This window comes from Mycobacterium sp. TY814 (assembly GCF_030755175.1).
GTDB lineage: Bacteria > Actinomycetota > Actinomycetes > Mycobacteriales > Mycobacteriaceae > Mycobacterium.
Window position 1 is genome coordinate 824,341 of sequence record NZ_JAUFRY010000003.1, and the last position, 25,544, is coordinate 849,884.

21 protein-coding genes are annotated in these 25,544 nt (G+C 68.5%); 6 read left to right on the plus strand and 15 right to left on the minus strand.

Annotation, left to right across the window (positions count from 1 at the left end):
• Positions 1 to 168 precede the first annotated feature (168 nt).
• Positions 169 to 2,925, plus strand: a complete 2,757-nt coding sequence (locus QXH22_RS25065) for a PE family protein (protein ID WP_306277333.1) — start codon at positions 169 to 171, stop codon at positions 2,923 to 2,925.
• Between the two features lie 132 nt (positions 2,926 to 3,057).
• Positions 3,058 to 4,692: a multicopper oxidase family protein gene (locus QXH22_RS25070; RefSeq protein WP_306277334.1), complete on the plus strand. Its 1,635-nt coding sequence runs from the start codon at positions 3,058 to 3,060 to the stop codon at positions 4,690 to 4,692.
• A gap of 1 nt (position 4,693) precedes the next feature.
• Here the strand turns inward: QXH22_RS25070 and QXH22_RS25075 are convergent, their stop codons facing one another.
• The 4 genes from QXH22_RS25075 to QXH22_RS25090 are packed head-to-tail and all read right to left on the minus strand — an operon-like array spanning position 4,694 to position 8,002.
• Complete coding sequence (locus QXH22_RS25075) at positions 4,694 to 5,464, minus strand: glucose 1-dehydrogenase (protein WP_306246294.1); 771 nt, start codon at positions 5,462 to 5,464, stop codon at positions 4,694 to 4,696.
• Between the two features lie 20 nt (positions 5,465 to 5,484).
• Positions 5,485 to 6,252, minus strand: a complete 768-nt coding sequence (locus QXH22_RS25080; RefSeq protein ID WP_306246296.1) for a glucose 1-dehydrogenase — start codon at positions 6,250 to 6,252, stop codon at positions 5,485 to 5,487.
• On the minus strand, positions 6,252 to 7,049 hold the full coding sequence (locus tag QXH22_RS25085; protein ID WP_306246298.1) for an SDR family oxidoreductase: 798 nt from the start codon (positions 7,047 to 7,049) through the stop codon (positions 6,252 to 6,254). The genes QXH22_RS25080 and QXH22_RS25085 overlap by 1 nt, the downstream gene beginning before the upstream one ends.
• Positions 7,046 to 8,002: an alpha/beta hydrolase gene (locus QXH22_RS25090; RefSeq protein WP_306246300.1), complete on the minus strand. Its 957-nt coding sequence runs from the start codon at positions 8,000 to 8,002 to the stop codon at positions 7,046 to 7,048. Before QXH22_RS25090 ends, QXH22_RS25085 begins: the two co-directional genes overlap by 4 nt.
• Positions 8,003 to 8,122: 120 nt before the next feature.
• Between QXH22_RS25090 and QXH22_RS25095 the strand changes: the two genes are divergently transcribed.
• On the plus strand, positions 8,123 to 9,526 hold the full coding sequence (locus tag QXH22_RS25095) for a wax ester/triacylglycerol synthase family O-acyltransferase (RefSeq protein ID WP_306277335.1): 1,404 nt from the start codon (positions 8,123 to 8,125) through the stop codon (positions 9,524 to 9,526).
• Positions 9,527 to 9,547: 21 nt separating this feature from the next.
• Here the strand turns inward: QXH22_RS25095 and QXH22_RS25100 are convergent, their stop codons facing one another.
• Genes QXH22_RS25100 through QXH22_RS25135 form a run of 8 tightly spaced genes read right to left on the minus strand, consistent with a single transcriptional unit; the run spans position 9,548 to position 18,659 of the window.
• Positions 9,548 to 10,369, minus strand: coding sequence for an alpha/beta fold hydrolase (locus QXH22_RS25100; RefSeq protein WP_306277336.1), 822 nt, complete (start codon positions 10,367 to 10,369; stop codon positions 9,548 to 9,550).
• Positions 10,366 to 11,355, minus strand: coding sequence for a cyclase family protein (locus QXH22_RS25105; RefSeq protein ID WP_306277337.1), 990 nt, complete (start codon positions 11,353 to 11,355; stop codon positions 10,366 to 10,368). Before QXH22_RS25105 ends, QXH22_RS25100 begins: the two co-directional genes overlap by 4 nt.
• The gene (locus QXH22_RS25110; RefSeq protein WP_306277338.1) at positions 11,355 to 12,167 is read right to left on the minus strand and encodes a coniferyl-alcohol dehydrogenase; all 813 of its coding nucleotides are present in this window, start codon (positions 12,165 to 12,167) and stop codon (positions 11,355 to 11,357) included. The genes QXH22_RS25105 and QXH22_RS25110 overlap by 1 nt, the downstream gene beginning before the upstream one ends.
• A gap of 20 nt (positions 12,168 to 12,187) precedes the next feature.
• Complete coding sequence (locus QXH22_RS25115) at positions 12,188 to 13,492, minus strand: LLM class flavin-dependent oxidoreductase (RefSeq protein ID WP_306246311.1); 1,305 nt, start codon at positions 13,490 to 13,492, stop codon at positions 12,188 to 12,190.
• 2 nt (positions 13,493 to 13,494) lie between these two features.
• A complete protein-coding gene (locus QXH22_RS25120; protein WP_306277339.1) occupies positions 13,495 to 15,219 on the minus strand; it encodes an FAD-binding protein in 1,725 nt (574 codons plus the stop codon).
• The gene (locus tag QXH22_RS25125; RefSeq protein WP_306277340.1) at positions 15,219 to 16,136 is read right to left on the minus strand and encodes a 3-carboxyethylcatechol 2,3-dioxygenase; all 918 of its coding nucleotides are present in this window, start codon (positions 16,134 to 16,136) and stop codon (positions 15,219 to 15,221) included. The genes QXH22_RS25120 and QXH22_RS25125 overlap by 1 nt, the downstream gene beginning before the upstream one ends.
• On the minus strand, positions 16,084 to 17,796 hold the full coding sequence (locus QXH22_RS25130) for a bifunctional 3-(3-hydroxy-phenyl)propionate/3-hydroxycinnamic acid hydroxylase (protein ID WP_306277341.1): 1,713 nt from the start codon (positions 17,794 to 17,796) through the stop codon (positions 16,084 to 16,086). The genes QXH22_RS25125 and QXH22_RS25130 overlap by 53 nt, the downstream gene beginning before the upstream one ends.
• Positions 17,796 to 18,659 carry an alpha/beta fold hydrolase gene (locus tag QXH22_RS25135; RefSeq protein WP_306246319.1) on the minus strand — a complete coding sequence of 288 codons (864 nt, stop codon included), beginning with the start codon at positions 18,657 to 18,659 and terminating at the stop codon, positions 17,796 to 17,798. Before QXH22_RS25135 ends, QXH22_RS25130 begins: the two co-directional genes overlap by 1 nt.
• A gap of 115 nt (positions 18,660 to 18,774) precedes the next feature.
• On the opposite strand from QXH22_RS25135, the gene QXH22_RS25140 reads away from it, so the two are divergent.
• Both QXH22_RS25140 and QXH22_RS25145 read left to right on the plus strand, forming a co-directional pair.
• Positions 18,775 to 19,440 (plus strand): IclR family transcriptional regulator, encoded by a 666-nt coding sequence (locus QXH22_RS25140; RefSeq protein WP_306277342.1) that lies wholly within the window; start codon positions 18,775 to 18,777, stop codon positions 19,438 to 19,440.
• A 14-nt stretch (positions 19,441 to 19,454) separates the two neighbouring features.
• Positions 19,455 to 21,089 carry an FAD-dependent oxidoreductase gene (locus tag QXH22_RS25145; RefSeq protein ID WP_306277343.1) on the plus strand — a complete coding sequence of 545 codons (1,635 nt, stop codon included), beginning with the start codon at positions 19,455 to 19,457 and terminating at the stop codon, positions 21,087 to 21,089.
• Here QXH22_RS25145 and QXH22_RS25150 read toward each other — a convergent pair.
• On the minus strand, positions 21,079 to 22,296 hold the full coding sequence (locus QXH22_RS25150; protein WP_306246325.1) for a sensor histidine kinase: 1,218 nt from the start codon (positions 22,294 to 22,296) through the stop codon (positions 21,079 to 21,081). The two genes, QXH22_RS25145 and QXH22_RS25150, sit on opposite strands and share 11 nt — an antisense overlap.
• A gap of 103 nt (positions 22,297 to 22,399) precedes the next feature.
• Between QXH22_RS25150 and narL the strand changes: the two genes are divergently transcribed.
• A complete protein-coding gene (narL, locus tag QXH22_RS25155; protein ID WP_306246327.1) occupies positions 22,400 to 23,053 on the plus strand; it encodes a two-component system response regulator NarL in 654 nt (217 codons plus the stop codon).
• 21 nt (positions 23,054 to 23,074) lie between these two features.
• Here narL and QXH22_RS25160 read toward each other — a convergent pair whose 3' ends face one another.
• Together QXH22_RS25160 and QXH22_RS25165 are read right to left on the minus strand one after the other, a co-directional pair.
• Positions 23,075 to 24,289: a sensor histidine kinase gene (locus QXH22_RS25160; protein ID WP_306246329.1), complete on the minus strand. Its 1,215-nt coding sequence runs from the start codon at positions 24,287 to 24,289 to the stop codon at positions 23,075 to 23,077.
• Between the two features lie 13 nt (positions 24,290 to 24,302).
• Positions 24,303 to 25,505: an MFS transporter gene (locus QXH22_RS25165; RefSeq protein WP_306246508.1), complete on the minus strand. Its 1,203-nt coding sequence runs from the start codon at positions 25,503 to 25,505 to the stop codon at positions 24,303 to 24,305.
• Positions 25,506 to 25,544: the final 39 nt, after the last annotated feature.

A 25,544-nucleotide genomic window follows, 5' to 3' on the forward strand; every position in this document is an offset into this window, starting at 1 on the left:
CTGATTTGCGTAAATGATTGCAGCACAGTGATTCTGACGCGTCTCCGCCGCCAGTAAACCGACATTCGAAGCGCCATGGTCAGCCAATCTGCAAAAAGCTCCCAGCAGTCCACAATGGAGCGGTACCCTTTGCCCGCCGAATTGTCGTGGCCCATCGGGAGGTCGAATATGTCGTTCGCATTCGTGGTACCGGACATGTTGGGAACAGCGGCCACCGATCTGGCCAGTCTCAGCTCGGCGCTGAGCGCGGCTAACGGCGCGGCCGCGGCTCGGACGACGGGGGTCCTGGCCGCAGCGGGTGACGAGGTTTCGAGGGCGATCGCGGCCCTGTTTTCCGACCATGGACAGCGCTACCAAGAGATCAGTGCCCAGGCGGCGTCTTTTCAGGGGGCGTTTGAGCACGCGATGAATTCGGCTGCGGGCCGATATGCTGCCGCCGACGCGGCAGCGGCATCACCACTGCAGAGCCTGCTCGACGCGATCAACACACCCGTGCAGGCCGCCACCGGACGGCCACTGATCGGCAACGGCGCCAACGGGGCCCCGGGAACTGGAGCTGCGGGCGGGGCCGGCGGGTGGTTCTACGGCAACGGTGGTGCCGGCGGGTCGGGCGCGCCGTCGACCACGGGAGACGGCGGTGCCGGAGGGGCCGGCGGCGTCGCCGGACTGATCGGTTCCGGCGGCGCCGGCGGCGCCGGCGGGTCCTCCTCGGTTGGTCTCAGTGGAGCGGGCGGCGCCGGCGGCAACGCCGTGTTGTTCGGGGCCGGAGGGGCCGGCGGCGCGGGCGGGATCGGCCAATTCGGCTCAGCCGGTGTCGGCGGTGCCGGTGGGGCCGGAGGCAACGCAGGCCTGCTCTTCGGCGCCGCTGGGGCCGGCGGGGCCGGTGGCCTCACCCCGACCTCCGGACCGGGCGGCGCCGGTGGGGCCGGCGGAATGGGCGGCCTGTTCAGCGGCGGCGGGACCGGTGGCGCCGGCGGACAGGGCGCCGCCGCCGTTGGCGGGGCCGGCGGGGCCGGCGGCGCCGGCGGGCTGTTCGCCGACGGCGGGACTGGCGGCACAGGAGGGACCGGCAGCGCCGCAAACGGCGGAGCCGGCGGAGCCGGAGGGCCGGGCGGGTGGTTTGGCGCGGGCGGCAACGGCGGCGGCGGCGGCAACAGCCCGCTGTTCGCTGTGGGCGGTGACGGCGGCGCCGGTGGTCATGCCGGCATGTTCGCGTTCGCCGCCGGAGGCACCGGCGGCGCGGGCGGATTCGGTGGAACCGGCGGGGCCGGGGGGGCCGGGGGAAACGGCGGTCCGCTGTTCGGCGACGGCGGCGCCGGAGGTGCCGGCGGCAATGGAGACATCGGCGGGCATGGCGGGGCAGGCGGGGGTGCCGGCGCTCTGGCCGGCTCGGGTGGCGCCGGAGGCTCCGGCGGCTTCACGAACGCCGCCATCAACGTGGGCGGGGCGGGCGGCAGTGGCGGTAAGGCTGGGCTCATCGGCAACGGCGGTAACGGCGGCAGCGGCGGAGCCACACGGACTCTGGGCACCGGCGGGGCGGGTGGCAGTGGGGGCAACGCCGTGGCTATTGGCAACGGCGGCAACGGCGGCAACGGCGGGACCGGTGTGACCGCGGGCGCCACCGGCGCCGGGGGCATCAGCGGCATCCTGCTGGGCGCCGACGGATCCAACGCGCCGGCCAGTGGTGCCCCGCTGCACACGCTGCAGCAACAGGTCCTCGCCGCGATCAACGCGCCCACCCAGGCACTGACGGGACGGCCCCTGATCGGCAACGGCGCCAACGGGGCGCCAGGGACCGGGGCGGCCGGCGGCCCTGGCGGGTGGGTATTCGGCAACGGCGGCAATGGCGCGTCCGGCACCGCGGGCTCTCCTGGCGGGGCGGGCGGCGCCGGCGGGGCGGGCGGGATCCTGTTCGGCGCTGGCGGCGCCGGCGGGGTCGGCGGGGCCGGCGGGGCAGGCGGAACCGGCGGGGCAGGCGGCGCCGGCGGGGCTGGCGCCTTTCTCGGCGCCGGCGGAACTGGCGGAGCGGGTGGCCCCACTTCCCTGGTCTTCGGAGCGACCGGAGGCGTCGGCGGCCCCGGCGGCAACGCCGGTTTGCTACGAGGTGCCGCGGGAGTCGGCGGGGCCGGCGGTTCGGGCTCCTTGGGCGGAGCGGGCGGGGCCGGCGGAGCCGGCGGGTTGTTCGTGGCCGGCGGAGCCGGGGGGTCCGGTGGCTTCGGGTTCTCTGGGCCCGGCGGAACCGGCGGGGCCGGTGGGGCCGGTGGACTGTTCGGTGCCGGAGGCGAGGGCGGAGCCGGGGGCAGCGGCACCAACGGCGGGGCGGGCGGTAACGCCGGCGCCGCCGGGCTGTTCGGTGCCGGCGGCAACGGCGGGGCCGGCGGGTTCGGCTCGCTCACCGGCGGACACGGGGGGACGGGCAGCAACGCCGGCCTCCTCGCTGTGGGTGCCAGCGGTGGCGGGGGCGGCGCGGGTGGCAGCGCCGGCAGTGGCGGCTCCAGCGCGGGAGCGGGCGGGACGGGCGGAGACGCCGGGATGTTGGCGGGTTCCGGTGGCGCAGGCGGTGCCGGCGGATTCAACGGCAATGGCATCGGTGGGCAGGGTGGCGCGGGAGGCAACGCCGGACTGCTCATCGGCACCGGCGGAGCTGGCGGCGCCGGCGGGGCCAACGGCGGCGCAACGCTCCCCGGCGGAACGGGTGGCGCCGGCGGCAAGGCCGGGCTCATCGGCAATGGCGGGGACGCGGGCGCGGGCGGAGAGTCCGACGGCAAGGCCGGTGGCAGCGGCGGACTCGGCGGCAGCGCCGTGCTGATCGGCGTTGGCGGCAACGGCGGCAACGGCGGAATCGGCACACCCAACGGCGACGGCGGCGCCGGCGGAACCGGCGGCCTGCTGTTCGGCGCGGACGGACTCACAGGCTGGTCGTAGCCGGGTTCGACGCTATTCGTGTTGTTCACCTCACGCTGGCACGATGCCCACGGGAACCGGTTGCCAACCATCCAGGTGATGAGCAGGGTGGAGGGCGGTGAACGTCCGACGAATCCGGGGAGGGAGCAGTCAATGCCGGCAATGCCGATGAGCGGTGAGCCATTTGACCTGGTGAGCCTCAGCAGGCGGGGATTCCTCGCCGCCGGAATCGCCGGTGGATTCGCACTGGCCGGATGCAGTCAGTCGAAGTCGTCGAGTTCGCCGATGACCGCGGCGATCGACGCGGCCGAGGCCGCCCGCCCCCACAGCGGACACACGGTGACCGCCAGCCTGACACCGCAAGCCGCGAAGGTCGATATCGGCGGCCGGATCGTCGACACGCTGGCCTACGGAGACGCCATTCCGGGGCCGGTACTGCGCGCCAACGTGGGCGACGAGGTCGTCGTCTCCGTCTCCAACAAGCTCGACCACCCGACGTCGGTCCATTGGCACGGCATCGCGCTACGCAACGATATGGACGGCGCCGAACCGGCCACCCCGAATATCCCTGCGGGACAGGACTTCACGTATCGGTTCTCGGTGCCGTACTCCGGCACCTACTGGGCGCATCCGCATACCGGACTGGACGGCGATAAGGGCCTTTACCTTCCGTTCATCGTCGACGACCCGACCGAGCTGGGCCGCTACGACACCGAATGGATTGTCGTTCTGGACGATTGGACGGACGGCGTGGGCAAGTCCCCGCAGCAGCTGTACGACGCCCTGATCAACAAGCCGCCGGCGCCGGAGACCCCCGCATCCACCTCCCCGACCACCACCACCTCACCGCCGTCGACGACCGGCAGAACCCCCACCGGCACTTCCACTTCTGCACCGTCCAGTTCCGCAACGTCGACCCCTGCCGGCCCGACCAACACCATGCCGGGGATGCCCGGCATGGGTGAGGTGGGTAAGAGCGACCTGCTCGGCGGCGACGCCGGGGACATCGCCTACCCCTACTACCTGATCAACGGACGGATTCCCGAAGCAGCAACCACGTTCAACGCGAAGCCTGGTCAGCGAATCCGGATTCGCATCATCAACACCGGCTCGGACACCGCCTTTCGCGTGGCGTTGGCGGGGCATTCGATGACCGTCACCCACACTGACGGCTTCCCGGTGATCCCTACACAGGTCGACGCCTTATTGGTGGGCATGGCTGAGCGCTATGACGTCATCGTGAGCGCCGCCGACGGAGTCTTCCCACTGGTCGCCTCTGCCGAAGGGAAAAACGCCGTGGCCCGGGCGTTGCTCGTGACCGGCAAGGGCAGCGCACCCGACCCGCAGTTCCGCCCCGGCGAACTCACCCGCCGGGTGGGCACCGTCGAGATGTTCACCGCGGTGACCGCCGCCAATCTGGGTCGTCCCGATCCGACCCTGAACCTGCCTGTCGTACTCGGCGGCACGATGGCCAAGTACGACTGGACGATCAACGGTGAGCCGTACAGCAGGACCAAGCCATTGCACGTGCGGGAGGGCCAGCACGCGACCCTCAACTTCGACAACGCCACCATGATGTGGCACCCGATACATCTGCACGGCCACACTTTTCAGGTGATCAGACCCGACGGCACGCTCGGCGCCCGCAAGGACACCGTGATCGTCCTGCCCAATCAGAAGCTGAGCGCCGTTCTGGTGGCCGACAATCCGGGAACCTGGGTCATGCACTGCCACAACACTTATCACCAGGAGGCCGGCATGCAGACGCGGATCGACTACGTGTTCTGAGCTACTGTCCCATGACGTATTTCATGGTCGGCCCGGCCGTCCAGCCACCGTCGACCGCGATCTCCGCCCCGGTGGTGTATGCGGCATCGTCGGACAGCAGATAGCAGACGGCACCGGCGATTTCATCGGGTACGCCGATGCGGCCCATCGGGACGTTGGGATAGTTGCCCTCACCCACCCGAACTCCGACCGGTTCGGTCATCGGCGTGTGGGTCATGCCCGGGTGTACGGAGTTGACGCGGATGCGGTCACCGGCGAGCTCGACCGCGGCGACCTTCGTCAGGCCGCGCACCCCCCACTTCGACGCACCGTAGCCGGCGGTGAACGCGAGCCCGAAAAGGCCCGCCGCAGAGGAGATGTTGACAATGGAGCCACCGCCGGCGGCCCGCATCGCGGGAATCACGGCCTGGATTCCGTTGAACACGCCTACCAGGTTGACCTCCAGCACCGCCCGGAAGTGGTCGACGGGTTCATGCTCGATGAACTGACCGGTCGACACTCCGGCATTGTTGACCAAACCGTCGAGGCGGCCGAAAGCGTCGGTGGCGTGCTGCACCGCTTGGGTCCATTGCGCCGGATCGGTCACATCGAGGTGGACGAAAAGCGCTGAGGTGCCGTGTTCGTCCGCCAGGGACCTGCCCTCGTCATCGAGCACATCGGCGATCACCACGCGTCCACCCCGTGCGACGACCCAGTTGCCGAAGGCGGCGCCGAGCCCCCGGGCGCCACCGGTGACGAGGACGACCTTGCCGGCCAGCTGGGTCGAAGACATCTGCGAACTCTCCTGTGTGTTCATGGTGTGGGTGTCGGGATTCTGCCTGCGCTGGCGCCGCCGTCGACGGCGAAATCGGCTCCGGTGATGTAGGACGACGCGTCGGAAGCGAGAAATGCCGCTACCCGTGCGACTTCCTCGGGCGCACCCATGCGGCCCAGTGGGGCTCCGGGATGACCTCCCGGTCCGCGCTGCACGTCGAGATGGCCGATCATGGGGGTATCGATCATGCCCGGGTAGACCGTGTTGACCCGAATTCCGCATGGGCCCAACTCGATCGCGGCAACCTTGGTCAACCCGCGCAGTCCCCACTTGGACGATCCGTAGGCACCGTAGCCCGCCAACCCCTGCAACGCGGCCTGAGACGATATATTGACGATCGATCCGCCCCCAGCCGCCTTCATCGGTTCGATGACCGCCTGTATTCCCAGGAACGGACCGACCAGGTTGGTGCGCAGCAACCGCTCGAATTCGTCGACAGGCTGGTCCGCGATGGGCCGGTTGACACAGGCGGCCGCGTTATTGACCAGCACGTGGACCCCGCCGAACTCCCCCGTTGCCACATCGACTGCCGTGTGCCAGTTTTCGGCACTGCCCACATCGTGCCGCACGAAGCGCGCAGCGGGGCCGATCGAAGCGGCGAGGTCGCGGCCCTCGGCTTCGAGAATGTCGGTGAGAACGATCCGCGCCCCCAACATCGCGAACAGCCGGGCTTCCGCGGCACCCTGGCCCCGTGCGGCGCCGGTGATGATCGCGACCCGGCCTGAGAGATCCACCAAGGGTTCCATCAGTCGGCGCTCATGTCGATCCCGGCAAGCATGGCCGCACTCATCCGCCGCGGCAGCTCGGTGAGGAACGCCGACGCCGCGATGCGCCGCGGCAGTGTCACGTACCGCCGTCCACCCTCGATCGCGTCGGCGATCGCCACGGCTACGACTTCGGGTTCCAGGTCCTCGCGGGGCAGCATGTGCAGCCGCTGGGATCGTTCGATGGCCCGGCGGGCCGGCCCGAATCTCCGGATGCCGTCCAGCATCTCCGTTTTCACAGCGCCGATCTGGACCAGTGTCGTCCCGACCGGTGTGCCACGCAGCTCCTGTCTGATACCGGCGGTGAAGTGACTGAGGCCGGCCTTGGATGTCGCATACACGGTGACGCCGGGGCTGACGCTCACCGCGCCCATCGACGAGACGTTGACGATGTGTCCCCGGCCGCGCGCCACCATCCGCGGCATCAATTGGCGGCAGAGCTCCATCGGCGCTAACAGGTTGACCTGCAACAGGTCTCGCATCTCCTGCGCCGACGTGTCGGGCAGCAGCCGGACGCAGTCCAGGCCGGCATTGTTGACCAGCACGTCCACCGGGCCGTCGGCCTCCACCCGATCGGCCAGGGCGCCGACGGCTTCCGGGTCGCAGAGGTCGGTGGGATATGCCCTGCCGCCCAGCTCCTTGGCCAGCAGCGTCAAGGCTTCACCGTCGCGAGCCACCAGCGCCACGTCGGCGCCGCGGCGGGCGAGCACCTCGGCAACGCTGCGGCCCAGCCCCCGACTGGCTCCGGTGATCAGTGCGCGGGTGTTGTTGAGCCTCATGAGCACTCCTTCTGGCGGTCCAGGATGTCGCGTACTGCCAGGCACGCGTCCGCGTTGGCTTGCTCCGCGGCCGGGATGTCGTCTGCCAGGTTGAAGAAGCCGTGGAACATGCCCGGGTAAACCTCGACCGTGGCGGCCACGCCCGCGGCGCGCAACCGGCGCCCATACTCGTCGTTGTCGTCGCGGTGCGGGTCGAGTTCACCGGTGACGATATGCGCCGGGGGCAGTCCGCCCAGGTCGGCGAGAATCGGTGACACCCGCACATCGGCCGGGTCGCCGCCGAGCCCCAGGTACTGCGCGGTGAACCAGCGCATGTGCTCGAGGGTCAGCACACCCGCCGCCGACCGCTGTTGTGCGGCAGACGGCTTGCGGCGCTGGTCGACGACCGGGTAGATCAACAGCTGCGATGCGATGGCCGGGCCGCCGCGATCGCGGGCCAGCATGCACACCACGGTGGCCAGGTTGCCGCCCGCGCTGTCACCAGCGACCACCAGGCGCTGCGGGTCGCCACCGAGCTCGCCGCCGTGCGCCGCCACCCACCGGGTTGCGGCGAACGCGTCGTCGAGCGCCGCGGGGAAAGGGTGCTCGGGGGCCAGGCGGTAGCCGACCGACACGACGATCACGCCCGCGCCGTTGGCGAGCCGGCGACAACACGCGTCATGCGAGTCCAGGTCGCAAACGACGAATCCCCCGCCGTGCAGATACACCATCAGCGGAATTCCGGGGGCGTCAGTCGGATAGTAGATGCGCACCGGGATCTCGCCGCGACCGTCCGGACCGGGGATGGTCCGGTTCGTTATCCGCGCGACCGGAATATGCCGGCGTGGCTTACGGCTGGCCCGCAGGCTCTCCCGCACCTCGACGGGATCGGCGCCGCCGCCGCGAAAGGAGCCGAATGCCGCGGACATACGCTGTGCCAGTTCGACTCTCGTGTCGTCGGTGGCGGCATTCACGCTCCGCACTGTATGGACGCCGCCGACTCCGTGGGTGTACACCTCCCGCTCTCCGGGAGAGCGGGCGCCCGGACCCCGGTCGAGGGGGTTGGCTGTCGGCAGCTGAATGGAGGTGACCGGATGCGCCGTCTGACCGGGGTCGACAACTTATTTCTCAAACAGGAACGCCGCACCCAGCCGCAGCACACCATCAAGGCCGTGGTGCTCGGCCCTGCGCCGGCGGGTGAGTCGCTGAGCTTCGAAGCGGTGCGTTCGGCCGTCCCGGCGCTGGTCGCCCGAATCGCCCCGCTGAGATGGCAGCTGATGAAGCCGACCTGGGGCCGGCCCTGGTGGATCGAGCGTCCGCCCGTCGATCTTGACTATCACGTCAAACGGGCCTGCGTGCCGGCGCCCGGCGGCGACCGGGAGCTGTCGGCTCGGATCAACGAGATCAATGCAGGCGCCCTGGACCGTGGCCGGCCCGTGTGGCAGCTGTGGTACCTCGACGGCCTGGCCGACGGCCGAATTGCTTTGGTGCTCAAGCTTCACCACGCGGTGGCCGACGGCATGGCTGCGCTGCGCCTGCTCGAGTGCATCTTCAGCTCCGATCCTGCCGCGCCGCTACCGACCACTACCGCCATACCGTCCGACGAACCACGGCCCAACGCACTCGCTTGGTATCGGACGGTTTTGGCGCATCAGGGTCAGGCCGCGGCGCGGTTTCCCGGCGTGCTGAAGCGGTCGGCGCGCACCGTGCAGACGGTGCGGGCCCGCCACCGCGCCGGTCGCCCCGGCTTCGCCGCCGCGTTCGCCGCGCCGCCGGCTCCATTCAACGCACCGTTCACCGCTGGGCGCGAGTTCGCCTACATCACTTGTGATCTCGCCACGATCAAGGCGATCAGAAGCGCCTTCGGAGTCACGGTGAACGATGTCTATCTTGCAGCGTGCAGCGGCGCGGTCAGGTACTATCTGGAACGACGCGGCGCCTTGACCAGCCAGCCACTGTCCGCCGTCGTGCCGGTGGCGATCAGACCACCCGGCGGGGAGACGGACTGGGGTAATCAGGTAACCACCTGGTACGCCTCGCTGGCCACCGACGAGGCCGACCCCGTCGAGCGCCTTCGGCTTATCTCGGCGAACACCAAGGCGGCACGTGCGGTGCACGACGAGCGAGACCTGTGGCTGTTCGGTGACTGGATGGAGTACTGGCCACTGTTCTGGTTCTATGGCCGGGCTCTGCCGATTGTCGGGGCGGCCACCACCAAGCGGCCGACCTACAGCCTGATCGCCTCCAATGTCCCGGGCCCCACGAAGCGCCTGTATTTCGGCGGGGCCCCCGTCGAAAAGTTGATCTCGGTGGGCCCGATCGTCTATCCCTACGGCCTGAACTTCACCGGCTGGAGCTACGGCGACGAGATGACCGTCGGCATGCAGACATGCAGTGACCACATCCCCGACATCTGGGAGATCGCCGACGGCTTCGCCGGGGCGCTGCACGAATTGGCCGAAGCCAGAGCAGCTCTCGAGCCGACCGGGGCGGGCTGATTCAGGCCGCCGCGCTGGGCACTACCGCCCGAAGAAGTCCAGCAGCAGCTCGTTGACGACCGCCGCCTGCTCGATCTGTGGGCAGTGCCCGGCGCCGTCGACCACCACCGACCGGGCGCCGTCGATCCGTTCAGCGATCCGTGCCGCCCACCCGGGCGGCAGCAGTTTGTCGCCGCGCCCCTCGACGACCAGCGTCGGCACCCGTATCCGCTCGTATGCCCGGGTACTCGACGGTGCCGCGGGCGCGGCGGCGTTGGGGCGGCGGAAACGGGCCGCTGCCACCGCCTCCCATGCCCCGGGCGCGGTACTCGACGCGAAGCGGCGCCAGACGTAATCCTCGTCGGCCGGGTACGCGGGGTCATAGAACAGGGCTTCGACGATGTTGCGCATCGCGGGCAGCGTCGCGTCGTAGTGCTGCAGAGCGTCGAAGTGGTGATTCTGCTGGATCTCCCCACCGCCGCAGATGATCGCCATGCTGCGTACCGGCAGCACCGGCGCCTCCGACGTCGCGTCGACGAGCAAATTGATGGCGCCCATGGAGTTTCCGGCGAAGTGCGCGGACTGGACTCCCAGCGCCTCACAGAACCGTGCCACGTGCCGGATCCGTATGGCCCGGCTGTTGACGAAATCGATGACTTTTGCCGACTCACCGAAGCCTAGCTGGTCCGGCGCGAGCACCCGGAAGCGCGCTGCGAGCGGCCCGATGTTGCGTTCCCAGGCCAGCTCCGCACTGGCCCCGAATTCACCGCCGTGCAGCAGCACGACCGGGTCACCGTCGCCGGCCTCGAGGTAGCTGGTTGCCAGACCGTCGATCTCGACGCTTCGGCGGTGTAGCTCCCTCACTTGATCGCGATCGGGTTCACCGGGGATCCGACCGCGCCGGTGAATCGCAGTGGCGGTGCGATGAGCTGGAACTCGTAGACGCCGTCGGCAGCACAGTCTTCGGCCAGCGCGGTGAGATCCCAATACTCGCCGAGCATCATCCCCATGTCGCGCAGGCACAGCAGATGGAACGGCAGGAACAATCCGTCGACACCGGACACCGGGTCCTCCACCTGAAGGTTGTCGGCGGCCACCGCGGCGACTTCGTGGTCGTGTAGCCACTGGGCACAACGCCAGTCCAGGCCGGAGTACGGCTCGATCTTGTCACCGGTCATCAGAAACCTTGTCCACCAACCCGTTCGGATCAGGACGATGTCGCCCCTCTCGATCCGCACGCCCTGCGCGCGGGCCACGTCGTCCAGTTCCGCCGGCATGATCGGGTTTCCGTGTTCCAGAAACACTTCCGCCCCGCGGTGGCGCACCAGGTCCAGCAGCACACCGCGGGAGGTGATGCCCTTGACGTCGACCTTGTCGATGCCGCAGTGAAACGCGCCCAGGCTGGTTACCGAATCCGCCGGGAAGCCGTTGTAGAGCTGGTCCTCGTAGTACACGTGGGACAGGGCGTCCCACTGGGTGGCGGCCTGCAACGGCATGATGACCATGTCGTCGTTGAAGCGGAACGGACTGTCGGTCACATAGCTGCTCAGTTGCGCGGCGGTCGGATTCTTGTCCCACCCGGGTCCGTACTGTGTCAGCGAGTTCGCGTCACCGCCGTCCACCGTCATCACGTGAATGGGGTTGTGCCGGAAGCCGAAAGCGCCCTGCGGACCCGACGAACCGAAGTCGACGCCGAGCGGGAACACGTTGCCGTACCGGACCAGGCCGGCTGCCTGCCGGACCTTCTCCGGGGTGATGAAGTTCAGGGTGCCGAGTTCGTCATCCGGGCCCCACCTGCCCCAGTTGCTCAGATCCTTGGCGACCCGCCGGAAGTCGGTCATGTCGGCCATCAAGCCTGTCCTTCCTGCAATTCGGCGGCGATGGTGGCGCCCACATTGCCGCCGTCCACCCAGACGACCTGGCCCGAGATATAGCTGGCGGCACGGCTGTTCAGGAACAGCAGCACCGCCGCCTGTTCGGCTGGGTCGCTGACCCGCCCCAGCGGCTTGGCGATGTCGTCCAGCAACGCCGGACCGTATGCGGCACGCAGCTGCTCGAGGATGGGGGTTTCGGTGACCCCGGGCCCGGTGCAGTTGATCCGGATGCCACGCTTGCCCAGTTCGACCGCGCTGCCCATGGTGTAGAGAATGATCGCTTCCTTGGACAACTCGTAGCCCTTACCCAACGTCTCGGGGTGGCTTTCACACCAGCTCACGCCCTCGGGCATCGTCGCGGTACGCAGCAGCGGTGCGACCTGCTGCCCGTGCTCCCGGTAGGCCGCCGCCGCCAGCGAGGACACGCTCACAATCGACGAGCCGTCGGGCATCGACGGAATCAGTGCCTCGGTGAGGTGGCGCAGCCCCAGGAAGTTGATCGTCACCACCAGCAGCGGGTCACCGATCCCCGAGGACACACCTGCCACGTTGAACAGCGCGTCGACCGGGCCGGCGATGCCGGCCACGGCCTGGTCGATCGATGCCGGATCCGACAGATCGACCTCGTGAAAGTCGTTGACTCCCGGGGCGGGTGAGCGGTCGAGGCCGGTCACGTGCGCACCGAGTTCGCGCAGCTGCCGCGCCACCTGTGCGCCGATGCCCGACGCGCACCCGGTCACCACGGCACGACGACCGTCGTAGCGCCACAGCTCCTCGATTCGCGCCAACGGTCAGCCGACCTTCGGTGTCACTTGGCCTGTTGCTCCTTCAACCGCTGCGCTGCCTGGACCCGGCCCTCGTTGATCTCGGCCATGGCCTCGGGGATCTCGCTGGCGGTGAATTTACCGCCGCGCCCGGTCGGCAGGCCACCGAACGAGTAGTTTTCGTCGAACGGCGGAATCGTCGACTCGGGCCGGCGCGCCTCCACTTTCTCGATCACCGGAGCCAGTCTGGCGGCCTTCTCGGCGACCGCCCTCTCGTCACGTTCGATGAACTCGGGCAGCACCTCCTTGCCCATCAGCTCAATGGATTCCATGGTGCCCTCATGACTGCGCGGGTTGAGCAGCAGGATGATCTCGTCGACGCCGCTCTCCTCGTAGCCACGCAGGAACTCCCGCACGGTGGACGGTGAGCCGATCGCGCCGCGGCCGGGACCGTACGCGAGTGTCGGGTCCTTATCGACCTCTTCGAGATAGCGTTCCCAAACGCCGGTACGGCCCGGTGTGTGCACACCGGTCATGTAGTAGTGCATGATGCCGAACGAGAAGAAGCCGCCGCCCTTTCCGAGCCGCTGCAGAGCCAGCTCGTCGGTTTTGGCCACCATCATCGACAGGTCACCACCGATGGCCAGGATGTTCGGATTGATCCGCGGGGTCACCGGGACGCCGTTCTCTTCCAATTCCTTGTAGTAGCCGTTCACGCGCTCGGTGAGCGGGCCGGGGCCGGTGTAGGCGAAACTCAGTGCGCCGATGCACTTCTGGGCCGCCATCTGGACGCTGGCCGGTCGCGTGCAGGCCACCCATACCGGCGGGTGCGGCTGCTGCAGCGGCTTGGGGATGACGTTGCGGGCCGGCATCTCGATGTGCTGGCCTTTGAAGCCGGTGAACGGTTCTTCGACCATGCAGCGGATCGAGACCTCCAGGGCTTCCTCCCATTGCGCCCGCTTGTCGGCCGGGTCGATGTTGAAGCCGCCGAGTTCACCGACGGAGGAGGACTCACCGGTGCCGAATTCGACTCGGCCATTGGAGATCAGGTCCAGGGTGGCGATGCGTTCGGCGACCCGGGCCGGGTGGTTCACGGCGGGCGGCAGGTGCATGATGCCGAAGCCCAGCCGGATGTTCTCGGTGCGCTGACTGGCCGCGGCCAGGAACATCTCCGGCGCGGTGGAGTGGCAGTACTCCTCGAGGAAGTGATGCTCGGTCAGCCAGACGGTGGAAAAGCCGGCCTTATCGGCCGCCTCGACCTCGTCGAGGCAGTCCTGCAGCATCTGCCGCTCGTCGTCGGGAACCCAGGGCCGCGGCAAGGCGAACTCGTAGAACAGCGAGATCTTCATGACTACCTCCTATGAGAATTAAGGGTCTGTGCTGCAAGATGTTTGGCCGCGACGAAGCCGAAGGTCATGGCGGGCCCGATGGTCGCCCCCGCACCGGCGTAGCTGCGGCCCATGACCGGCGCCGAGGTGTTGCCTACCGCGTAGAGCCCCGCCACCACCGTGTCGTCGGGACGCAGCACTCGGGCGAACTCGTCGGTGCGTAGGCCCCCGGAGGTGCCGAGGTCGCCGGGCACGATGCGGAACGCGTAGTACGGCGGGCCGCCCAGCGGATACAGGTTGGGGTTGGGCAGGGTGGGGTCGCCGTAGTAATTGTCGTAGACACTGTCGCCGCGGTTGAAGTCGTCGTCGTGTCCGGCGCGGGCGAGTTCGTTGAACCGGTCTGCGGTGGACCGCAATTGGGCCGCCGGCACCTCGATCTTGGCCGCGAGTTCCTCCCAGCTGGATCCAGCTTTGACGACACCGGACTCCAGCCATGCCTTCGGAACCTTGCGTCCGGTGGGCACCGGCGCCCCGGGAATTTTCGGTATCGGCAGGTGCCCGCCGACGACATAACGGTTAAAGGAGCGGTGATCGGTGATGAGCCAGCACGGGATGTGCGTGACACCGGACTTGTGGCCCGCGATCATGGCGTGACCGAAGTCCATGTACGGCGCCGCTTCGTTGATGAAACGCTTGCCGTCGCCGTTGACGATGAACTGCGCGGGCATCATCCGCTCGTTGAGCATGAATTGCATTCGCCCGTCCGGCCATTGGATGGCGGGAAACCACCACGCTTCGTCGAGCAGGTCCGCGGCGGCGCCGACTTTCCGCCCGGCCCGGATACCGTCACCCATGGCTGCCGGGTTGCCGAAGCTCCAATCCTGCTCCACCACCGGTTGATGCTCTTTGCGCCAGGCCATGTCGTGGTCGAAGCCGCCGGAGGCCAGGATCACCCCGCGGCGCGCCCCGATCAGATGCCGGCTGCCGCCGCGGCGCACCGACGCGCCGATGACCGACCCGTCAGCGTCGGTGACCAGGTCACACATCGGCGTGTCCAGCCACAGCGGGATATCGCGCTGCGTCATCGCCAGCCGTAGTCGCGCGGCCAGGGACTGCCCAATGGCAGCGATTCGTTCGCCGAACACCCGGGCCCGCACCATCCGCGAAATCAGCTTCACCAGAACGGCTTTGCCTGCCCATGACTGCCTGATCCGGTAGAAGGAACGCAACTCCTTGGGTCCCAGCCATATCCCCTTGGGGGCCAGCGCCAGCGGCTGCAGCAGCGTGGGCTCGTCGTCGCCGAGTTCCCTCAGGTCGATCGGCGGCACGTTGATGGTGCTGCCGAGTTCGGAGCCACCCGGCAGTTCCGGGTAGTAGTCGGCATAGCCCGGCTTCCAGACGAATTCGAGCCAGGGGCTGAGTCCTTCCAGGAACTCGAGCATCTGCGGTGCCGATTCGACGTACTGCCGGATCCGTGCCTCGCTCACCAGGCCCTCGGTGATCTGTTGCAGATAGCGGACCGTCGCCTCCGGTGACGGCGCGTAGCCGGCCCGCCGCTGCGCGGGCGCACCGGGCACCCAGATGCCGCCGCCCGACAGGGCGGTGGAACCACCGAACTGGGGCGACTTCTCGATGACCAGGGCATCGAGACCGCAGGACGCCGCGGTCAGTGCGGCCGTCATGCCGCCTGCCCCGGAACCGACGATCAGCACGTCCACCACGCTGTCGAAGTTTTCGAACGAGGTCATCAGGCCGCCACCGCCGTCCGGATGGCGAAGCCGGCGATCAGGTCTGGAGCCTGTCGGTAATACCGGACCGTGGTGCGGTACGGGCCCGCCGTCGCCAGGGCCGCGAAAGCCGCTATCCAGGTGCGGATTTCATGCGCGGAGCTGCCCCCTTCACGGGTCACGGACGCGTTCGACCACTGATCGAGCTCGTCCAGGTGCCCGCTGTCGAGGATGTCGAGGAAACGCTGGTCCCAGGCGGGGTTGAGCGGCTGCAGATCTCCGGCACCGCCGGCGAAGCTCCTGGCCGCCTCGATCACCTGGGCCTGCCGGGCCTGGCGCTGTTCGGTGGTCATGGGTTGGCCGTGCACGATCCGTTGCATCTGGGCCGGTGCGGCGGTCGCCAGAGTCGGTACCGGGGGGCTGTGGGACAGCCCGCCCGATCCGAGCACCAGCACCCGCTGGTCCAGGGTGGCCAGGAAACTGCCGACGGCGGCACCCAGTGCCCGGCAACGATGCAGGGGGCCCAGCGGCTCCGCGACAGCGTTGACGAAGACCGGAATGACGGGTCGGGCAGTGGCACAACCGAAGAGCTTCTCCAGCGGCTGGACGGTGCCGTGATCGACATCCATCCCGGCCGACACCGCAATGTCGACGCCGGCATCGAGCACCGCCGTCGCGCACTGGCCTGCGGCGCCCTCCGCGACGGGCAGCGGGCCCGCGTAGGTGCCGTAGTCACCGACGGCATCGGCCCGCAATCCGATACAGAACGGCGGCATCACCTTGTAGAAGAAGCCGTTGTAGTGGTCCGGGGCGAAGACGACGACCAGTTCGGGGTCGAAGGCGGTGACGAAGTCTCGGGCCTTGGTGATCGCGGCGTCGACGTCGTCAAGCAGATCCTGCGGCGGCCCCGGTAGATTCAGCAGCGGGCTGTGGGACATACAGCAAAGAGCCAGTGGCACTGTCCGATTCACCCCCTCCCGGCGTCAGGGACAGGGCGTCGATCAGCGCGGTGCTCAATTCGGGCGATCGCTGGGCGATGCACGCCCCGGCGATGCACCGGTCGGGACGCAGGAACACCACCGACTCTTCGTGATCGTCGAACCAGGCTTTGAGGTGGCCGGCGCGGTCCCCGACGACCACCACGTCGGGGTCGTCCTGGCCGGTCCAGCTCAACTGCGTCGACGGGCGCAGCGCAACGAAACGTGCCCCCAGCGCTTTCCAGTCGTGAAAGGCGCGCTCGCCGAGGATCTTGCGCGGGTTGTTGTTCCAGCACAGCACGGCGAACCAGCTGCCGAGCACATCATCGAGCAGCACGTCGCGCCGGGTGCGGGTGTCGACCCGGGGCTGAATGAACAGCGTGCCGGTCGGCGAGCCCGGCCGCGGTGCCGCGCCGGCCGGGTGAGCCACCGCGCCGTGCTCGTAGCGGGGCATCGGCTTGAACCTCATCTCCAGCACATACCGCTTGAGGGACGGCACAATTGAGGCTGAACGGATGACCGCATCGCGTGCTCTGGCGACCCGGCGGTTGGTCGGCGAGATGACCTTGCCCACCATGGTGGACAGGTCGATCATCGCCCGGGCATGCTTGCGCCGTTCCATGTCGTAGGTGTCCAGCAGCCCATCAGCGGCCCGGCCCCGCACTACCGCGGCCAGCTTCCACCCGAGATTGGCGGCGTCGCGGATGCCGCTGTTGTAGCCCTGCCCCTGCCAGACCGGCATCAGATGTGCCGCGTCCCCCGCCAGCATCATCCGGCCATTGCGGAAAGCACCGGCGATCCGCGAGTGGTGGGTGTAGACGCGGCGGCGGATGACCTCGACGCGTTCCGGATAGGGCACCATGCGCGCCAGCATCTGCCGCAGGAACGCCGGGTCTTCGGCCTGCTCGTCGGTCTCGTCGGCGTGAATCATGAACTCGAAGCGGCGAATTCCGTGTGCAATGGAGATCGAGGCATACGGTCGTTCCGGGTCGGCGCCGACCTCGCTGTTCGGGTGACCCAGCGGGTCGTTGGCGATGTCGACCACCAGCCACCTGGTCGGCGACGTGGTTCCGTCGAAGGAAACGCCCATCATGCTGCGGGTGATGCTGCGCCCCCCGTCGCAGCCGACGACGTACCGTGCCCGCACCATCGACGGATGCTCGCCGTCGAGTTGGGCGCACACCACGTCGTCGTCTTGGCTGCAGATCACCAGCGGGCTGTTCCACCGCACCTCGACATGGTCGAATCGGTCCAGCCCGCGCAGCAGTTCGGCGTCCACCAGCGGCTGCACGAACCCGTTGCGCTTGGGCCAGCCGAATCGCGAGTCCGGCGGCGCCATCTCGGCGAGCACCCGGCGCTTGGCGTCGTAGAACCGCAGGATCTGGTTGGGGACGGTGTGCGGCAGGACCTGGTCCACCAGCCCGATGGACTGAAAGGTGCGCAGGCCCTCGTCATCCAGCCCCACCCCGCGGGGATAGTCGATCAGGCTCGAGCGTTCCTCGGCCACCAACGTCCGGACCCCCTGCAGGCCAAGGATATTCGCCAGCGTCAGTCCGACCGGTCCGGCACCGACGACGAGTACGTCATATTGCTGCGGCCCTTGGCCGTCATGCCCGCCCATCAGCGGCCCAGCAGGAATTCGAGGTGGAGGCGGTTGAACGTCTTGGCGTCCTCGTACTGGGGCCAGTGACCGCAACCCGCCATCACCTCGAAGCGGGCACCGGGGATCATCGACGCCATGCGGCGCCCCTCGGGCACGTCGGCGGTGGGATCATCGCTGGTCCACAGCACCAGCGTGGGCGCGGAGATGGCGCCGTAGTCGGTCGGCCCCAACAGGTTTCGGGCCCGGATCTCCGGGTCCTGCAGCGCCATGATGTCGCGCATCGCCGATACGAAGCCGGGCTGCCGGTAGATGCGTTGCCGGCTGGCGACCAAGTCGTCGTAATCCTTCGACTTGTCCGCCATCAGCCATTTGATCCGTGCCTGCACGGTCTCCCAGGTCGGGTCCTCGGCAGCGGCCATGGACAGCGTGATGATCCGCTTCATTACCACCGGGTCGGCCTGCGAGCCACCCGCGGTGTTGAGCACCAGCCGGTCGATGACGTCCGGGTGGTCGATGGCCGCGCGGGCGGCCACCCAGCCGCCCAGAGACTCGCCGCTCAGATGGATGCGGTCGGCCCCGATCGTGCGCACCACCGCCATCAGGTGGTCGACGTAGTGGCCGACCTCCAGCGGATGTCCCGGCTTGTCGGTGTACCCGTGGCCCAGCATGTCGATCGACCAGGTCCAGAAGTGCTCGGCGTGCGCGGCCAGGTTGCGGATGTAGGCCTCCGCGTGCCCGCCGGAACCGTGCAACAGGATCAGCACCGGCCGGTCCGGCTCGCCCGCCCGCAGATAGCGGGTCCGCACGCCGTCGGCGTCCAGGTAGCCCTGCGAGAAAGCGACTCCCTGCAGATCGCTCCACACGCTTTCGAACTCGGTCACGATTCCTTCCGGCGGAAATACGGTTCTCGTTTTTGACACATTATGTGTGCTAATATCGCACATTGATGTGCGTTATATATAGAGCTTGGCTCTCGCCGGATGGTCTGTCAAGACCATGACGGGTTCCCAGACGCTGGCCAGAGGCCTGACGGCGCTGCAACTCGTGGCGGCCTCCCCGACGGGGCTGACCATGCAGGAAGTCGCCGACCAGGTCGGAGTGCACCGCACCATCGCCTACCGGTTGCTGGCCACCCTGGTGGAGTTCCGGCTGGTCTCCAAGGGCGACGACGGCCGCTTCCGGCCGGCCGCGGGCCTGGCGACCCTGGGCGCGTCTTTCGACCACAACGTGCGACAACTCTGCCTGCCGACGCTGCGCTCGCTGGCAGACAAACTGGGCACCACGGTGTCGCTGTTGGTCGCCGAAGGCGACGAGCAGGTGGCAATCGCGGTGATCGTGCCGACGCAGGTCGCCTATCAGCTCGCGTTCCACGAGGGCAGCCGCTACCCGCTGGACCGCGGCGCGGCCGGGATCGCGCTGCTGGCGAGCATGCCGCCGCGGCCGGGTGAGCGGGCCCTGGTGACCGAGGCACGCCAGCGCGGGTGGGTCACCACCCACGGTGAGATCGAGCCGAACACCTACGGGCTTGCGGTGCCGGTCCGCCGTCCGGTGCCGGCGCCGCCGACGTGCATCAATCTGATCTCCCACCGCGAGGACGTGGTGATGCGCGGCAAGGACGCGGTCGTCAGCGCCGCGGGGCAGTTGTCCGCGCTGCTGAGCTGAGAGGACTTTCGGGTATGCGGCAGGGTGAGAACTGGGACCACGAATACGACGTCGTCGTGCTCGGCAGCGGCGGCGCCGGCCTCACGGCCGCGCTGACGGCCGCGGTCGCGGGAGCCACGGTGGGCGTGTTCGAGAAGTCGGCGACCATCGGGGGCACCACCGCGGTGTCCGGCGGCATTGCCTGGATTCCGGCGCATAACCGTTGTCCAGCAGGAGAATTGACGGTGGATGACGCGTTGCAGTACTTGCGCGCGCAGTCCTTCGGGTCCATGGACGACACGCTGGTCGAGACGTTCGTGCGGACCGGACCGTCGATGCTCGACTTCGTGGAGCAGTACAGCGGCCTGCGCTTCGAGATCGCCGACGGCTTTCCCGACTACCAGCCCGAACTGCCGGGGGGGCAACCGTGCGGCGGCCGTTCGCTGAGCGCGGCCCCGTTCGATCTGAGCCGGATCGGCGACTGGGCCGACCGCATCACCGCGTTCCCCGCCGACTGGTCCAACGTCGGGTTCGACGCCGAGACGAGGGCGCGCCTGCACGCCGACATCGAGCGTTCCGGCGACCTGTGTGTGGCGGGCACCGCGCTGATCGCGGGCCTGCTCAAGGGTCTGTTGGACGTCGGGGTGGCACCGTGCGCAAGCTCCCGGGCCACCGAACTCATCGTGCGCGACGGAACCGTCACCGGCGTCCGGATCACCGGTCCCGAACAGAGTATGGACGTCGGCGCGCGCTGCGGCGTCATCCTCGGCACCGGCGGTTTCGAATGGGATCCGTTGCTGGTCAAAGCTTTTCTGCGCGGACCCATGCACGGTGCCGTGTCACCGCCGAACAACACCGGCGACGGGCTGCGGATGGCGATGGCGCTGGGCGCCGACCTGGCCAACATGGGCGAGGCCTGGTGGGTGCCGATCGTGCGCATCCCCGGAGACACCATCGACGGCAGGCAGCGCAGCCGCAGTGTGCGGCTGGAGCGCACCCGCCCCCGCAGCATCATCGTCAACCGCGCCGGGCTGCGGTTCGTCAACGAGGCCGGCGAGTACAACTCGATGGCCGGCGCCTTCCACTATCTGGATCCGCGAGGCGGCTACGTGAATGATCGCGCGTGGATGGTATTCGACTCGGTTCACCTGCGCAGCTACGGATTCCTCGGTGTCGCGCCGGGGCAAGCGGTCCCGGACTGGTTCTGCGAATCAGCCGATCTCGCCGAGCTGGCCACCAAGACCGGCATCGACGCGGCCGGGCTGACCCGCACCGTCGACCGGTGGAACCGTGACGTCGCCGCCGGCGCGGACCCCGATTTCGGGCGTGGTTCCAGTGCCTACGACGGCTACTGGGGGGATGACCGTGCTACCACCCTGGCCGGAAAGACGTTGGGGCCCATCGACACCGCCCCGTTCTATGCCGTACCTGTATGCGTGGGGTCCATGGGAACCAAGGGCGGTCCGCGGACCGACCCCGACGGCCGGGTGTTGCACGTGAGCGGCCAACCCATTCCCGGCCTGTTCGCCGCGGGCAACGCGATGGCCGGGGCAACCGGCCGGGCCTATGGCGGCGCCGGCGGAACATTGGGCCCGGCAATGGTTTTCGGGTACCGGGCCGGTTATGCGGCCGCGCGCAATTTTTGCGAAGGCGAGTCTGTCAAGGCTTGAGGGGCACCTCGACACACACGTGCGTGCCGGTGGGGGCTTCGAGGAACACGAAGGTGCCGCCCGCGGCGTCCACCCGGGCGCGGTGCGAGGCCAGACCGATGTGCCCCTCTCCCAGCCGCCGCGCCATGGTCTCGCCGTTGACCCCCACCCCGTCGTCGCCGACGGTCAATACGCACATCTCGTCGGTGATACCGAGCATCACCGAGGCGTTCTCCGCCCGGGAATGATGCACCACGTTGGACAACAGCTCTCGCACCACACCGAATACGATCGGGTCGATCGCGTTGCGAATCGGGTAGTCGATGTCGGTGGTGACCTTGATGCCCGAGCGCTTGGCGGTGAATCCGGCCAGCTGCTCCACCGCTGCTCCCAGCCCGACCTCCTCGAGCACGGCCGGGTGCAATTCGAAAGTGGCCTGCCGCAAGCGTTCTGACGCGCTCTGCAGACCCGCCAGCGCCCGGCTCACCCGGTCGTCGTCGGGGTGGTCGAGCTCCAGCTCGATGAGTTCCTGACGCGCGGCGAGCACATCCTGCAGCGGCCCGTCGTGGATGGACTCCGAGATGCGGCGCTGCAGCACTTCAGAGGCGGTCATCGTCTGCGCCAACAACTCCTCGCGCAGCGCGCTCAGGCCGGCGACCGAGTGCGCGTGGCGTTCCTCGATGCGCACCACGACCAGCGCGGTACCACACAGGAACCCGTACAGGGCGAACCGGAAGACGGCTTCGGGCCAGCCGATCGCCCTGACCATCACCGGATCCTGGACGACAGCCAGGGCGAATCCCACCAGGGTGAAGGCCAGCACCACCGCCGCCCGCCGCGTCGACACATCGAGGCCCACCAGTACCGGCAACAAGGTCATGATCAGCAGCGGATAAATCCCGTCGGTGGACAGCATCTGGTAACCCGTCAACGCCACCACGTCGATGGCGGTGAAAGCGAAAGGTTCCAGCCGGCGCATTCCGACCAGGGGCCCCATGCCGACCCAGGCACGCGAGGGCGCGAAAGCCAACACCAGCGAGCACAGTGCGATTCCGGCGTAGAGGCCGATCAGGACGCTTTGCTGAGCCCACTCAGACCGGCGGGTGCCGATGACCATGGCGGCGATCATCAGCGCGACGACCCCGACGCGCAGCACCGAGGCGATCCGGTACGAGCGCAACCGGTGCACTCTGCGCACCCGGTCCAGTTCGACGTCACTGGTCGCCACAGGAACACCGTACTCACCGGCACCCGAAGGGCTGCCACGCCGCGGAGGTAGCCAAATGTACAAATGTAAACGGATCATTGCGGGCAGCCGCTACACTTTCGCCATGGTCGGCACTGCGGCCTCTGAGAAGGTCCGTGTGGTGGTCGGTGACGATCACCCGTTATTCCGCGAGGGCGTGGTGCGCGCGCTCTCACTGAGCGGTTCGGTGAATGTGGTCGGCGAGGCCGACGACGGTTCGGCCGCACTCGAGTTGATCAAGGCGCACAAACCCGATGTCGCCCTGCTCGATTACCGCATGCCGGGCATGGACGGGGCGCAGGTGGCGGCCGCGGTGCGCAATTGCGACTTGCCGACCCGGGTCCTGTTGATTTCGGCGCACGACGAATCGGCGATCGTGTACCAGGCGCTGCAGCAGGGAGCCGCCGGTTTTCTGCTCAAGGATTCGACGCGCACCGAGATCGTCAAGGCGGTGCTCGACTGCGCCAAGGGCCGAGATGTCGTGGCCCCGTCGCTGGTCGGCGGGCTGGCCGGGGAGATCCGTCAGCGCGCGGCCCCCAGTGCTCCGGTGCTCAGCGCGCGGGAACGCGAAGTGCTCAACCGCATCGCCCGCGGCCAGAGCATTCCGGCGATCGCTGCCGAACTGTATGTGGCGCCCTCGACGGTGAAAACGCATGTGCAGCGCCTGTACGAGAAACTCGGCGTCAGTGACCGCGCCGCGGCGGTAGCCGAAGCGATGCGCCAGAAGCTGCTCGACTGAGCACGGCGGCGCACACCGCAGTCATTTCTTCAGCGGCACCTGCACGCAGACGCGGGTACCGCTGGCCGCTTCCAGAAAGACGAAGGCGCCGCCGGCGGCTTCGACGCGGGTCCGGTGCGACGCCAGGCCGATGTGTCCTTCCCCCAGGCGGCGCGCCATGGTGTCACTGTTGACCCCCACCCCGTCGTCGGCCACGTTCAACACGCACATGTCGTCGGTGATGCCCAGCGTGACCCAGGCGTGGGAGGCCCGGGAGTGGCGCACCACGTTGGACAGCAACTCCCGTGCCACACCGAAGACGATCGGGTCGACATCATTGCGAATCGGATAGTCGATGTCCGTGGCCACCTCGATGCCCGAGCGCTTGGCGGTGAATCCGGCCAGCTGCTCGACCGCCGCCCCCAGCCCGACCTGCTCGAGCACAGCCGGATGCAGCTCGAATGTGGCCTGCCGCAGGCGTTCCGACGCGCTCTGCAACCCGGTCAGCGCACGAGTGACCCGGTCGTCATCGGGGTCGTCGAGTTGCAACTCGATGAGCTCCTGACGCGCCACCAGCACGTCCTGCAGCGGACCGTCGTGGATGGACTCCGAGATCCGGCGCTGCAGCACCTCCGAGGCGGTCATCGTCTGCCCCAGCAGTTCCTCGCGCAGTGCGCTCAGCCCGGCGATCGAACGGGCATGGCGTTCTTCGATGCGCACCGTCACCAACGCGGCGACGCACATGAACGCGTAGAGCCCGAACAGGAACACGGTGTCCGACCACCCGATCGCCCGCTTCTGCAGGTGGTCCTGGACGCTGGCCAGGGCGAACCCGACCACGGTGAAGGCCAGTATCGCCGCGGCCCGCCGGGTCGACATGTCGACGCCCACCAGCACGGGCAGCAGGATCATAATCAGCAGCGGATAGATCCCGTCGCTGGAGATGAACTGCAGGGCCGTCAGCACGATGACGTCGATGACCGTGAACGCGAAGGGTTCCAGTCGACCTATCCCGAAGCGGCCCATACCGAGTCGGTCGAACCGCGTGAACGCCAGTATCAGGGCCGACACCGTGGCGAAAGCGTAGAGGCTGATCAAGGCGATATGGCTACCCCATTCGTACGGGGGTGCGGCCACGACCATGGCACCGACCACGAAGGCCAGCACACCAACCCGGAGGACGGCTACGACTCGGTAGGAGCGCAGTTGGTGAATGCTGCGCACCCGGTCGAGTTCCGCGTCGCTGGCGAATGCCACCGAAACACCTTACTCAGCGCTCGTTCGGGCCGGAAACCGAACGCGCCAGTGGTGAGCAGGATGCCGCGCCGAGCAGTCCGACCACGACGATGGCGACCGCCAGCACCGGACGCCCGCCATGCGGCAGTGCGCATGTCACCAGGATTGGTGCGACGATCGACGCGGCGGCGGCGGTCATCGACCAGATTCCTTGATAAAGGCCGCTATTGGCGACGGGTGCGATGCGGTGCACGACGCCGGCGGCGACGACGAACCAGGCGATCTCGGCGGGTGAGCAGGCGGCCGTGGTCACGGCGAAAACCGCTGTGGTGTGCGCGAGCGTCACCGCTGCCATGCACAGCGCCAACCACGCGCCGGCGACCGCGAGGATGTCCAGCCTCGGACCGTTCGCCAGTCGCGCACTCAGCCACGGCGTGAGCACGGGCGTCAGCACCACCACCGCCAGGGCATTGACAAACTGCACGAAACCGTAAGCGCCGGAGCCCAATCCGGAATCGGACATCAGCATCGGCACGGCGACGAGAATGCCCATCAACGCTGTCAGGGTCGCCAGGCTCGAACCCACCAGCAGCATCAACCGGTGGTCTGAAAGCGCCTGCCGGTAGCGGTCTTTGACGTTGAGCCCGGGTGTGGCCCGCGACGTGCGGCGCGGAATGCAACAGGCCGCCAACACGGCGAAGCCCGCGCAGGCGATGCCGTTGACCCAGTAGAGCACTGGGGTACCGCACCAGCCCCCCACCAGCCCGCCCACTCCACCGGTGATGGCGGCACCAACATTGATCGCCCAACCGAACCGCCAGCCGTCCAGTCGAGCCCGCTGCCGCGGATCGGTCACCAGTTCGGTGATGGCGGCGCCGAGCACCGGGCGTGGGGCGTCGCAGACCAGACCGGCGATCAGAGCGCCGGACAGCAGCATCGGCAAGGAGCGCGCTTCGGCCATCAGCAGCAGCACTGTCGCCGCCACCGACATGGTGGACACCAGGGTGGCGCGAGCGCCGATGCGGTCCACCAGCCACCCGGTGACCAGTTGGCCCACCGTCCAGCCGATGCCGTACGCCGCCAGCACGGCGCCCACCGCGCCCGCGGCATAACCGCGGCCCGCGACGTGATACGCGAGGAACGAGTAGGCGAATGCCGCCGACCGCACCACCAGGTTTCCCGCCAGCAGCAGCCAGATCACCCTCGGAACGCCCTGTTCGCGCGCGTGGTCGGGCACCCGATCATGGACTGCGGTGGCCGCCGGTGTCGTCACGAA